Source organism: Tateyamaria sp. ANG-S1 (assembly GCF_000814025.1).
Lineage (GTDB): Bacteria > Pseudomonadota > Alphaproteobacteria > Rhodobacterales > Rhodobacteraceae > Tateyamaria.
This window is the reverse complement of sequence record NZ_JWLL01000016.1, coordinates 54,632-65,869: the sequence shown is the minus strand read 5'-3', so window position 1 is coordinate 65,869 and position 11,238 is coordinate 54,632. Positions and strand designations below refer to the sequence as shown.

Genomic DNA, 11,238 nt, shown 5'->3' with positions numbered 1-11,238 from the left:
GACCCGAACACAGCCGCCATCGACACCCTCTGCGCCCTGCTGGCCGAAGGGCACGCCTATATCAAACTCTCAGCCCCCTACCGGCTCACAGACAACATCACCGAAACCCACACCCTCATGCGCCGCCTCATCGACGCCAACCCTGACGCATGCCTCTGGGGCTCCGACTGGCCGCATATCATGCTGAACGGCGCGCACATGCCCCAAGCCGCCACGCTCGCCGACAGCCTCTCATCCATCACCACCGAAAAAGAACGCCAAAAGATCTTCGTCGACACGCCCAACCGCCTCTTTGCCCCATAGTCTTTCTTCTGGCCAAAAATACCTCGGGGGTCTGGGGGCTGGCCCCCAGCCGGTCGCCGCGCACCCCGCGCGGCGAAACCCTTGCCCCCACGCACATGCCCCCATACCTATGGGCACAACACGTCATCAAAGGTGCTCACACATGTTCCAACTCCCCTTCCCCGTCCGCGACGCCAATGCCAGCACGGGGGACCAGCCCTTGGGCAACTTGCCCGAATGGAACCTCGATGACCTCTACACCGGCGAAGATGCCGCCGAACTCAAACGCGACCTCGACTGGCTCGAAGAGGCGTGCAAGAGCTTTGCGAGCGACTACGAAGGCAAACTAGATACGCTCGACGCCAAAGGCCTCCTCGACTGCATCCAGCGCCAGGAACGGATCAACCAGGTGGCGGGGCGGATCATGTCCTACGCCGGCCTGCGCTACTACCAACTGACCACCGACGCAGACCGGGCCAAGTTCATGTCCGACTGCCAGGAGAAAATCACCAACTTCACCACACCGCTCGTCTTCTTCACCCTCGAACTCAACCGCCTCGAAGACGACCACCTCGCCGCCGCGATGAGCGCCAGCGAAGAGCTCGCCCGCTACAAACCCGTCTTTGACAAGATCCGGGCCATGAAGCCCTACCAACTCTCCGACGAGCTGGAAAAATTCCTCCACGACCTCGGCGTCGTCGGCGACGCATGGGAACGGCTCTTCGACGAAACCATCGCCGGGCTCACCTTCGACATCGACGGTGAAGCGCTCAATATCGAAGGCACGCTGAACTTCCTCACCGACCCCGACCGCAAGAAGCGCGAAACCGCCGCACGCGAACTGGCCGAAGTCTTCTCGGGCAACATCAAAACCTTCGCCCGCGTCCACAACACGCAAGCCAAGGAAAAGGAAATCCTCGACCGCTGGCGCGGCATGCCCACGGCGCAGACCGGGCGGCACCTTAGCAACCAGGTCGAACCCGAAGTGGTCGAGGCCCTGCGCAATGCCGTGGTCGCCGCATATCCCAAACTCAGCCACCGCTATTACGAGCTGAAGCGCAAATGGCTCGGCCTTGAAAAGATGCAGGTCTGGGACCGCAACGCGCCCTTGCCCATGGAAGACCCCCGCATCGTCGATTGGGACGAGGCGCAGAAAACGGTCATGGACGCCTATAACGCCTTCGACCCCCGCATGGGCGAGCTGGCGCACCCCTTCTTCACCAAGGGCTGGATCGATGCGGGCGTGAAACCGGGCAAGGCTCCCGGCGCCTTCGCCCACCCCACGGTCACGGACGTGCACCCTTACGTCATGCTGAACTACCTCGGCAAACCGCGCGACGTGATGACCCTGGCCCACGAACTGGGCCACGGCGTGCACCAGGTGCTCGCCGCAGGTCAGGGCGAAATGCTGTCCTCCACTCCGCTGACCCTCGCCGAAACCGCATCCGTCTTCGGCGAAATGCTCACCTTCCGCAAAATGCTCGACGGGGCCAAGGACGACGCCCAGCGCAAGGTCATGCTCGCAGGCAAGGTCGAGGACATGATCAACACGGTCGTCCGCCAGATCGCCTTCTACGACTTCGAATGCAAACTGCACGAGGCACGGCGCGGCGGTGAGCTGACGCCCGAAGACATCAACGCCATCTGGATGAGCGTACAGGGCGAAAGCCTCGGCCCCGCCTTCGAATTCATGGACGGGTACGAGACGTTCTGGGCCTACATCCCCCACTTCGTCCACTCGCCCTTCTACGTCTACGCCTACGCCTTCGGCGACGGTCTCGTGAACGCGCTCTACTCCGTCTACGAAGAAGGCGCACCGGGTTTTGAGGATAAATATTTCGACATGCTCAAAGCGGGCGGCTCCAAACACCACAAAGAGCTTCTGGCCCCCTTCGGCCTCGACGCCTCCGACCCCAAATTCTGGGACAAGGGGCTGAGTATGATCTCGGGCTTCATCGACGAACTCGAAGCGATGGAAGACTAACGCGCCCCGCACAAGACCAAGACCCTCGCCGCGCGCCGCGGCGCGGGTCAGCCCTCAACCGCCGCCCAGAAACGCCCGCATCACTCGCTCGGCACCCGCCGGATCATCGCGGTGCGCACCATGCCCGCAGCCGTCGAACATCTCCAGCACGGCATTATCGCCGACCGCTTGCGCAATCTCCTGCGAACAGATGGGCGGCGTCACCGGATCAAGCGCACCGCCCATTACCAGCACCGGGCAGCGGATCGCCGCCAGCCCGGCCCGCAAATCCATCTCCATCATCTCTTTCTCAAAGAAATGCACCGCAACCTCAGGCCGCTCGATGGCGCGCTTGCGGAACGCACCCGCATTTGGATCAACAGATTGCGTGTAAAGCGGCAGGCACGTCTCGCCATAAGCGGCATAAACCTCCTCGGACGGCGCAGTAAAAAACGCTTCGGCCAGCGCTGCCGCCTCATCCCCGCCCAAACGACGCATCATGTCCATGGTCGCATCCAACCGAAACCGCGCCGCGGTCGAGGACAGGATGACCTTCGCAGGCCCCTCGGGATGGCGCGCGGCATAGTGCATCGCCACCATCCCGCCAAAGGACTGGCCAAAGACCAGCGGCGCCTCGATCCCCAAAGCCGCGCAAAAATCGGCAATGTCATCGGCCCACTGATCCAGCGTCCAGGTTTCCGGGTCACCGCTCGACCGACCACAGCCCCGATGATCCAGATAGACCACCTGAAAGGCATCCGCGAACCGGTCAAAATACGGGCGCAACGTCGTATGGTCAAAGCCCGGCCCCCCATGCAGCACGAGCAATGTCGGGCGCGGCACCATCTCCTCGCCCACAGGCTCCAGCTTCGGGCCGATCACATCAAAGAAAATCCGCGCTGTCTCCAGCTCAACAAACATCAGCGTCCCTCACTTCAACTGGCTGTCCTTCGACCCGCGCCGATTGATCCCGCCCCGCGCGCGAAAGGCCGCATCCCGCTCCGCCACGCAATCGACACACAATTTCACACCAGGAATGGCCATGCGCCGCGCCTCGGGGATCGGTTCCTCGCATTCCGCACAATGGGTCAGGCTCTCACCCACAGGCGCAGGCCGCGCCTTCATCCGCGCCAGCTCATCCGAAATCGACGCCTCGATCTGCTCCGATACCGCCCCGTCCTTGGCCCATCCGCCTGCCATCACGCCGCCCTTCCCTGTTTCAAAAAATCCTCCCCGAAGGGGCGATCAGCCTCCAGCAGCCCCCACCTTGGCAAAGACCGCGTCAATCACCGCCTGCGTCCCCCGCGCATCCTCCAGATGCCAGGGGTACGGCGTGCCCTCCCGCACATGGGCCGAAAACGCCTCCACCTGCAGCACATAGTGATCTACCCCCGGAAACCGTTCCTCAGTCACCGCTGCCGCACCCGCCACACCATGCACATTGCGCTGCAACTCCAGCCTGGCGGTGGCAAAGCGCGCGGGATTAAACGGGGCCGTCAGCTTGATGATCCCGTCCGAGCCGACAAAGGTCATCTCCTGACACGGGTGCATCCGCATCGAATTCACCCAATGGGCGGAAAAGGACGGAAACCGCGCCGACACGCGGGCCAACACATCGACGCCGTTCTCGAAATCCACATCCGCATGGGTGATCTCAACCGGCTCCTCGCCCGTCAGCCAACGGGTACAGCCATAGGTGTAAACGCCAATGTCCGGAATACCGCCCCCACCCGTCTCGGGCCGGTTGCGCACATTCCCCGGCTCGCTGGCATTGTCATAACCAAAAAGCCCCGCCACATGAATGAGCCGCCCAATGGCACCCTCCTCATAAAGCGCCTTCGCCCTCTGCCACTGCGGATGGTGGACAATCATATAGGCTTCGGTGGCAAAGCACGCGGACGCATCACGCGCCGCAATCAGCGCGTCGTACTCACCCGCCGCCATCGCCATCGGCTTTTCACACAGCACATGCTTGCCCGCCTCCAGCGCCTTCAGCGACCACTCCACATGCAGGTGGTTGGGCAGCGGAATGTAAACGGCATCAATCCCCGGATCGGCGAGCAGCGCCTCATAGCTGCCGTACACCTGCAAGGACGGGCAGAACGCAAGAAACCCCTCCGCCTTGTCCGGCGAGGATGTCGCCAACCCCACCAATTCCGCCCCTTTGGCTGCATGAATAGCAGGCGCCATATCCCTGCGGGCAAAACCACTCGCCCCCAGAATACCCCATCTGATCGGTTCCAATACGCGTATACTCCAAATGTGAACCACTACCTTACCCCCTGCCCAACCGCGCACAAGACGCCACGTGCCGCGCCGTCATGCTGGCCTGCGGAATGCCGCGCGGCCTAAGCTGACACCCACACAGGCGGGAGGACATCATGCGCTGGATCAAACGCGGTCTCATCGGACTTGGCATCGTCCTGGCGGCCGCCATCGCCGCCTTCCTGACCTTCGCCCCGGGCTACGTCGAAAAAGGGCGCAATGCCGTTGTCCCGCACGATCCCTACCCCGTCTCCGACACCGCCCAATCGCTGCACGACACGCTGGTCGTGGGCGACTGGCACGCCGACAGCCTCCTGTGGAAACGCAGTATCGAACACCGCGCCGACCGGGGCCATGTCGACATCCCGCGCCTGATCGAAGGAGGCGTGGCGCTCCAGGTCTTCGCCGCCGTGACCAAGTCCCCCGCAGGCCAGAATTACGAGGCAAACTCGGCCGAAACCTTCGACAACATCACGCCGCTCGCCATCGGTCAGATGTGGCCGCCCCGCACCTGGGGGTCACTGGCCGAACGGGCGATCTACCAGGCCGAACGGCTGCACAAGGTCGCCGCCCGCGTGCCCGACCGGCTGACAGTCATCACCTCGCAAGCAGAGCTTGACGCCCACCTCACCGCCCGCGCAAACGGCAGCAAGGCTGTGGGTGGCCTGCTCGGCATTGAAGGGGCCCACGCGCTCGAAGGGGACATGGCCAATCTCGACCGGATCGAGGCGGCGGGCCACCGCATCATCGGCCTGCAACACTTCTTCGACAACGAACTCGGCGGCTCGCTTCACGGCACGCGCGACATGGGGCTGACCGACTTCGGGCGCGCGGTGGTGGCGGAAATCGAAGCCCGCGGCATGGTCCTCGACCTCGCCCATGCCAGCCCTGCCGTGGCCCGCGACGCCATCGCCATGACGGACATGCCGGTGATCGTCAGCCACACCGGCCTGCACGGCTTCTGTCCCGTCACCCGCAATTTCGAAGACGATCTGATGCAGGCCGTCGCCTCCACCGGCGGCGTGATCGGGCTGGGCTATTGGGGCGACATCCTCTGCCGCGATGCCACGCCCGAGGCCATCGCCGCCATGATCGTGCAGGCCATCGACACCGTGGGCGCGGATCACGTCTCTCTCGGCTCCGACTTCGACGGGTCGGTCACAACAGCCTTCGACACCTCCAAACTCGCCAGCCTCACCCACGCACTGATCGACGCTGGGCTGGATGAGCCGACCATCGCGAAAGTCATGGGCGGCAACATGGTGCGCGTCCTGCGGGCACGGCTGAACTGAGGACAGAGCCGCGGGTAGATCGCTGCACCCACCGCCTATTTAAATCTCAAAAAACGTGCCGCGCAGCGATGCGCGATGCCCGGCAGCGTATCGCGCGGCGATGCGCGAGAGGACCGGTCCGGGGCTCCGCCCATTCGGACCTCAAACACTCCCCCAGAGTGTTTGCCGCTACGCGGACCGGTCCGAATTCCCTGTTTCAAAAAAATCCTGCCCCATTGCCCGTCAGGTGGCTTTGCCACCGAAAGGGAAGGGCCGATCCGCCACAGGCACCACCACAAGCAAAAAGGGCGCACACCCGGACGCCCTCTCCAATCGTAAGGCGCATCCTGATGCGCCCCGCCCGTCAGGCAGAGCTCATCAACCCTTTGCCCTTGGCAATCTCGCGCATCTTCTTCTGCAGCTTTTCAAACGCACGGACCTCGATCTGGCGGATACGCTCGCGGCTCACGCTGTACTGGGTCGACAGATCCTCCAGCGTCACCGGCGCATCGGCCAACCGGCGCTGAGTCAGAATGTCCTTCTCGCGCTCGTTCAGCACGTCTAGCGCCTCGGCCAGCATCTCACGACGCACTTCTAACTCGTCGCGCGCCTCATAATCGCCCGCCTGGTCGGCGCTCTCGTCCTCAAGCCAGTCCTGCCACTGCATGGCCCCCTCGCCTTCGGAGCCGACAGTCGCGTTCAACGACGCATCACCCCCCGACAGACGCCGGTTCATGCTGATGACTTCGTCTTCGGTCACGCCCAGATCGGTCGCGATCTGCTTGACGTTTTCGGGGCGCAAATCGCCCTCTTCCAGTGCACCGATCTTGGCCTTCGCCTTGCGCAGATTGAAGAACAGCTTCTTCTGCGCCGAAGTCGTGCCCAGCTTCACCAGCGACCAAGACCGCAGGATGTATTCCTGGATCGACGCCCTGATCCACCACATCGCATAGGTGGCCAGGCGAAAGCCCTTCTCTGGATCAAACCGTTTGACGGCCTGCATCAGACCCACATTGGCTTCCGAAATTACCTCGGCCTGCGGCAGACCATAGCCGCGATAGCCCATGGCGATCTTGGCGGCGAGACGCAGGTGGCTCGTTACCATCTTGTGGGCCGCACCTGTGTCCTCTTTCTCGACCCAGGCCTTCGCCAGCATGTATTCCTCTTCCGGCTCCAAGAGCGGGAACTTGCGGATTTCCTGCATATAGCGGTTCAGACCGCCCTCAGGCGTGGGTGCGGGAAGATTTGCGTAGTTGGCCATAATGTCCCTCCTGTGCCCCGTGTTATCAACTTCATGTTTACGGGCTTAACATTGCATATGGGACGGCGTACCGCTGCATACAAGGGGCCAGCGGTCGTCGCAGTTCGAATATGGCACGCCAAAGCCCGGTCTTGCAGGGCAGGCCCCGTGCTCTCACGCGCATGTGCTGTTCGTTACAGCGCTTTGTAAAGAATGCGTTACAAGAGCGCGCGGTTCCCGCTCAGTCGCCCAGAATACCCAGCAAATCGGCAAAATCCTGCGGCAACGGGGCTTCAAACCGTAACATTTCCCGCGAAATCGGGTGTTCAAAGCCCAAAACCGCCGCATGAAGCGCCTGCCGATCAAAACCAGTCACAGCCTCCGCCGCCGCCTCGCCCAGCGCCCCGCGCGCCAGCTTGCGCTTGCCGCCATAGGTCGGATCGCCGACCAAGCCATGTCCCGCATGGGCCATATGCACCCGGATCTGGTGAGTGCGGCCAGTCTCCAGCCAGCACTCTATCTGGCTCAGCACCGGCGGCGTCCCATAACGCGCCACCAGCCGCGCGCGCGTCACCGCATGCCGCCCGCCCTGAAACAGCACCGCCTGCCGCTGCCGATCCGTCTTGTGCCGCGCAAGCTGCGTCGTCAGCTTCAACACGTTGCCCGGCTCAAACGACGCGCCCTTCACCCCGCGCAAACGCGGATCATTGCCATCCGGCACGCCGTAAACCAGCGCGCGATAATACCGCTCAACCGTATGCTTGGCGAACTGGTCGGCCAACCCATGATGCGCCGCATCACTCTTGGCCACGACCAGCAACCCGCTCGTATCCTTGTCGATCCGGTGCACGATGCCGGGGCGCTTCATGCCCCCCACACCGGACAAGTCGTCGCCGCAATGATGCATCAGCGCATTCACCAACGTGCCCGAGGGCGAGCCGGGCGCCGGATGCACCACCATGCCCGCAGGCTTGTTCACGACAATCAGGTCGGCATCCTCGAACACCACATCCAGCGGAATATCCTCCGCCCCGATATGGCTTTCTTCCGCGGCCTCCACCGTCACCTCGATCACAGCGCCCTCAGCCACCTTGGCCTTCGGGTCCGACGCCACCGCGCCATCCACCGTCACAGCCCCATCCGCCATCAACCGCGCGAGCCGCGTCCGCGACAGGGCCGCGCCCTCTGGCACGTCCCGCGCGATGGCCTTATCAAGACGCGCAGGCGGATCAGCCGCAATGACAAAGGACAGGCGCGTGGACGACATGGATACCCCAGAGCTTCCGGCCAACCTCACCTTTCTGCGGCGGCTGGTGACCGTGTTGACGATCATCATGATCGGGGGCGTTGTAACGGTGGTCGCCCTGCTTGTCATCCGACTGAACGCAGACCCCGCACTGCTGCCCCTGCCAGACCAGGTCACACTGCCGGGCGGCACAAGGGCCACGGCCTTCACCATCGGCTCAGACTGGTACGCAGTGGTGACGGAAGATGACCAGATCCTGATCTTCGACCAAGTCACCGGCACCCTGCGCCAAACCATCGACGTGCAGACGGCAGCGGACTAACCCGCCATCTCGGCGGCCAAGAACGCCTCCGGACTCTCCACCTCCTCAAGCCTTTGCCCCTGAATACACCAGAACCGGTTGCCCACAGTGCGCAGGAACGACCGGTCGTGGCTGACCAGCAGGCACGAGGTCTCGTGGGCAATCAACTCCGCCTCCAAAGCCTCCTGCCCCTCAATATCCAGATGGTTCGTCGGCTCATCGAGTAGGTAGAAACTCGGGTTCTTCAAACGCAACACCAACATCGCCAACCGCGCCTTCTGCCCACCAGACAACGCACCAATGCGCGTATCCTGCATCCGGTAGACCACCCCGGCCCCGGCCAGCACAGCCCGCGCCCGCTGGTCGCCAATATCAAACGACTGCGTCACCGCCTGCATCGGCGTATCATCCTCCGCAAGCTGCCCCATATGCTGATCGGAATAGGCCGCCACCGCCGACGGCGCACATCTGACGCCCGGCACATCGCCCTGCAACGCCCGCGCAATCATGCGCACCAACCGCGTCTTGCCCGTGCCGTTCGATCCCAGCAGAACAACCCGATCCCCCGGCGCAATCCACTTCCGCCCCGTGCGGTACAAAAGCCGCCCCTCCGGCGTCTCGACGGCGACATCCTCTAGCGCAATCAACGCCTTGGCATGGGTGCCACTGTTGCCAAGCCTGATGTCACCCGCATGGCTCGCGGCATAGGCAGGCTTCGCCGCCGCCTCCATCTTCTCGGCCCGCTCGGTCAACTGCTTGGTCTTGGTCAACAGCAGGTCCGAGCCTGAATTGATCCCCACATTTTTCAGCTTCGCCGCCTGCTTGCGCAACTGCCGCGCCTTGTTCACGTCATTGGCAAAGCGCCGGGCGTCGGCGGCATCCGCCTCCTCCAACGCCACTCGCGCCGCCGAAAACGGCAGGGCAAAGAACCGCGACTGCTCGGGCCGCAGAAACAACGTGGCATTCGTGACTGCATCCAGAAACGCCCGATCGTGCGAGATCACGACCACCGGCAGATCGCCGGGCAGTGCCGCCATCCACGCCTGCAACAGCGCAATGCGGTGCAAGTCCAGATGGTTGGTCGGCTCATCCAGCAGCAACAGCCCCGGCTCAGTCACCCAGGCGGCAGCAATCATCGCCATGCGCTGCCAGCCGCCACTCAACTCAGACAGCAACCGGTGCTGATACTCATAAGGCACGGACAGATCGTTCAAAACGACATCCACCCGCCAGCTTTCATAATCCGCCTGCTCGGGCGGCAGCGCGGCCAGCACCCAGTCATACATGGTGCAGCCCAACGCCTCGTCCGGCAGATCTTGCTTCACATAGCCAATGCGCAGGCCACGGGCGCGGGTGATCTCACCGCCGGTGGGATCAAGCTGACCGGCCATACAAGCCAACAGGGTCGATTTCCCCGCACCGTTCTGGGCCACCAGACCAATGCGGTCGCCCTTCGAAATGGTCAGATCAAGGTCAGAAAAAAGCGGGTCACTCAGCGTCACCGCCAAGGTGTTCAGGTTCAGGATAGCCATAAGGGTCTCGGATCAAAAAGACGTGCCGCAATGCGGCTCTGGGCAGACCGTTGATCAGATTACCTGTGGCCAGCCCTGCAAACGGATTTACAGGGCGTAACGGGGACCATGCTGAAGTCGGCGAATGATGCGCATGCTCAGCGTGTGCCCTCCCTTTGTAGATCGTGAACCTATAGGCAAGCTAAGACACCCGGCACATATTGCCAAGACCGGAAAATCATAGGGACTGGGGGGGATGGTACCACCGCCCCGGCTCGAACGGGGGACCTCCTGATCCACAATCAGGCGCTCTAACCAACTGAGCTACGGCGGCACTGAGGGTCAAATACCGACGCTCCGCGCCGATTGCAAGACTGTCAAAACCGATAAATCCATGTCTGCTCCACCAAATCCTGTCCATATGAATGCACAGGCCGTGACCGGGCCATCTGCCACCCGTTGCGGGCATAAAGGGCACAGGCCGCCTCGTGGCTTTCATGGGTCCACAAGGTCATGCCCTGGTATCCCTGCTCCCGGGCAAAACCCATACACTGCTCTAACAGCATCCGACCCACACCGCGCCCCCGCGCCTCCGGCACCAGCAGGAACAGACGCAGCTTGGCCGTCACCTCATCGTGACGCACGCAAAAGATCGACCCAAGGCGCACACCGTCTGCCTCCGCAATCCATCCGCGCTCGCAGGCCGGATCATGGTCCCCGTTGAAGGCTTCAAGAATCGACCGCACCAGCCGCCCGAAACTGTCGTCAAAGCCAGCTTCGCGGGCGTACAAAGACCCATGCTGCTCCACCAGCCAATCGGTGTCGCTTGCTTCAAAGGTGCGCAAAGTCACATCTGTCATGCCCGCACCATCCCGCACCACAGCTTGCCTTTCAATCCCGATCAGGCTAGCACGCAGCCTTCACGTCCGCCGGAGAAGACCATGGGTATCAACACCGAAAGCGATATCGAAGCCAACCTGCAAATCGGCCCCACCGACACAGGCATGGTGCGCATCTATATCGAGGCGAAAGGCGTTGAAATTCCAATGGATTTCGACCCCGAGGAAGCCAACGAGATCGCGGACGAGATCAAGGCCGCCGCCAAGGCCGCAGGCGCGCTGAAACGCTAAGTCACCGCGCCAGCCCCTCCGGGCAAACG

The 11,238-nt window shown here is 62.8% G+C and carries 12 protein-coding genes and 1 tRNA gene; 5 read left to right on the top strand and 8 right to left on the bottom strand.

Annotated elements, in window-relative coordinates:
• Window positions 1-303: amidohydrolase family protein (locus RA29_RS20295; RefSeq protein WP_039689481.1), on the top strand; the 303-nt coding region annotated here is incomplete at its 5' end.
• A gap of 142 nt (window positions 304-445) precedes the next feature.
• A complete protein-coding gene (locus RA29_RS20290; RefSeq protein ID WP_039689479.1) occupies window positions 446-2,266 on the top strand; it encodes a M3 family oligoendopeptidase in 1,821 nt (606 codons plus the stop codon).
• 54 nt (window positions 2,267-2,320) lie between these two features.
• Here RA29_RS20290 and RA29_RS20285 read toward each other — a convergent pair whose 3' ends face one another.
• The 3 genes from RA29_RS20285 to RA29_RS20275 are packed head-to-tail and all read right to left on the bottom strand — an operon-like array spanning window position 2,321 to window position 4,489.
• Entirely contained in the window at window positions 2,321-3,166 is an 846-nt protein-coding gene (locus RA29_RS20285; RefSeq protein WP_039689477.1) for an alpha/beta hydrolase, read from the bottom strand.
• Window positions 3,167-3,175: 9 nt separating this feature from the next.
• Window positions 3,176-3,445 carry a DksA/TraR family C4-type zinc finger protein gene (locus RA29_RS20280; RefSeq protein ID WP_039689475.1) on the bottom strand — a complete coding sequence of 90 codons (270 nt, stop codon included), beginning with the start codon at window positions 3,443-3,445 and terminating at the stop codon, window positions 3,176-3,178.
• Window positions 3,446-3,490: 45 nt separating this feature from the next.
• Window positions 3,491-4,489, bottom strand: coding sequence for a Gfo/Idh/MocA family oxidoreductase (locus RA29_RS20275; protein WP_241462669.1), 999 nt, complete (start codon window positions 4,487-4,489; stop codon window positions 3,491-3,493).
• 137 nt (window positions 4,490-4,626) lie between these two features.
• Here RA29_RS20275 and RA29_RS20270 point away from each other — a divergent pair, with 137 nt between their 5' ends.
• On the top strand, window positions 4,627-5,802 hold the full coding sequence (locus RA29_RS20270) for a membrane dipeptidase (protein WP_039689473.1): 1,176 nt from the start codon (window positions 4,627-4,629) through the stop codon (window positions 5,800-5,802).
• A 343-nt stretch (window positions 5,803-6,145) separates the two neighbouring features.
• Here RA29_RS20270 and rpoH read toward each other — a convergent pair whose 3' ends face one another.
• Together rpoH and RA29_RS20260 are read right to left on the bottom strand one after the other, a co-directional pair.
• The gene (gene rpoH, locus RA29_RS20265) at window positions 6,146-7,042 is read right to left on the bottom strand and encodes an RNA polymerase sigma factor RpoH (protein WP_039689471.1); all 897 of its coding nucleotides are present in this window, start codon (window positions 7,040-7,042) and stop codon (window positions 6,146-6,148) included.
• Window positions 7,043-7,262: 220 nt separating this feature from the next.
• The gene (locus RA29_RS20260) at window positions 7,263-8,288 is read right to left on the bottom strand and encodes an RluA family pseudouridine synthase (protein WP_039689469.1); all 1,026 of its coding nucleotides are present in this window, start codon (window positions 8,286-8,288) and stop codon (window positions 7,263-7,265) included.
• Between RA29_RS20260 and RA29_RS20255 the strand changes: the two genes are divergently transcribed.
• Window positions 8,287-8,589, top strand: a complete 303-nt coding sequence (locus RA29_RS20255) for a DUF6476 family protein (protein WP_039689468.1) — start codon at window positions 8,287-8,289, stop codon at window positions 8,587-8,589. The two genes, RA29_RS20260 and RA29_RS20255, sit on opposite strands and share 2 nt — an antisense overlap.
• On the opposite strand, the gene RA29_RS20250 is transcribed toward RA29_RS20255, so the two are convergent.
• The 3 genes from RA29_RS20250 to RA29_RS20240 all read right to left on the bottom strand — a co-directional run bounded on the left by RA29_RS20250 (window position 8,586) and on the right by RA29_RS20240 (window position 10,939).
• Window positions 8,586-10,100 carry an ABC-F family ATP-binding cassette domain-containing protein gene (locus tag RA29_RS20250; RefSeq protein ID WP_039689465.1) on the bottom strand — a complete coding sequence of 505 codons (1,515 nt, stop codon included), beginning with the start codon at window positions 10,098-10,100 and terminating at the stop codon, window positions 8,586-8,588. The two genes, RA29_RS20255 and RA29_RS20250, sit on opposite strands and share 4 nt — an antisense overlap.
• A gap of 236 nt (window positions 10,101-10,336) precedes the next feature.
• Window positions 10,337-10,413, bottom strand: a tRNA-His gene (locus RA29_RS20245).
• A 43-nt stretch (window positions 10,414-10,456) separates the two neighbouring features.
• A complete protein-coding gene (locus tag RA29_RS20240) occupies window positions 10,457-10,939 on the bottom strand; it encodes a GNAT family N-acetyltransferase (RefSeq protein ID WP_039689464.1) in 483 nt (160 codons plus the stop codon).
• A gap of 81 nt (window positions 10,940-11,020) precedes the next feature.
• On the opposite strand from RA29_RS20240, the gene RA29_RS20235 reads away from it, so the two are divergent.
• Window positions 11,021-11,209 (top strand): DUF6324 family protein, encoded by a 189-nt coding sequence (locus RA29_RS20235; protein ID WP_039689462.1) that lies wholly within the window; start codon window positions 11,021-11,023, stop codon window positions 11,207-11,209.
• Window positions 11,210-11,238 lie beyond the last annotated feature (29 nt).

Coding starts and splice junctions, on each gene's coding strand:
- RA29_RS20260 (WP_039689469.1), bottom strand. CDS start 8,288: ATGTCGTCCACGCGCCTGTCCTTTGTCATTGCGGCTGATCCGCCTGCG.
- RA29_RS20280 (WP_039689475.1), bottom strand. CDS start 3,445: ATGGCAGGCGGATGGGCCAAGGACGGGGCGGTATCGGAGCAGATCGAG.
- RA29_RS20255 (WP_039689468.1), top strand. CDS start 8,287: ATGGATACCCCAGAGCTTCCGGCCAACCTCACCTTTCTGCGGCGGCTG.
- RA29_RS20290 (WP_039689479.1), top strand. CDS start 446: ATGTTCCAACTCCCCTTCCCCGTCCGCGACGCCAATGCCAGCACGGGG.
- RA29_RS20240 (WP_039689464.1), bottom strand. CDS start 10,939: ATGACAGATGTGACTTTGCGCACCTTTGAAGCAAGCGACACCGATTGG.
- rpoH (WP_039689471.1), bottom strand. CDS start 7,042: ATGGCCAACTACGCAAATCTTCCCGCACCCACGCCTGAGGGCGGTCTG.
- RA29_RS20285 (WP_039689477.1), bottom strand. CDS start 3,166: ATGTTTGTTGAGCTGGAGACAGCGCGGATTTTCTTTGATGTGATCGGC.
- RA29_RS20270 (WP_039689473.1), top strand. CDS start 4,627: ATGCGCTGGATCAAACGCGGTCTCATCGGACTTGGCATCGTCCTGGCG.
- RA29_RS20250 (WP_039689465.1), bottom strand. CDS start 10,100: ATGGCTATCCTGAACCTGAACACCTTGGCGGTGACGCTGAGTGACCCG.
- RA29_RS20235 (WP_039689462.1), top strand. CDS start 11,021: ATGGGTATCAACACCGAAAGCGATATCGAAGCCAACCTGCAAATCGGC.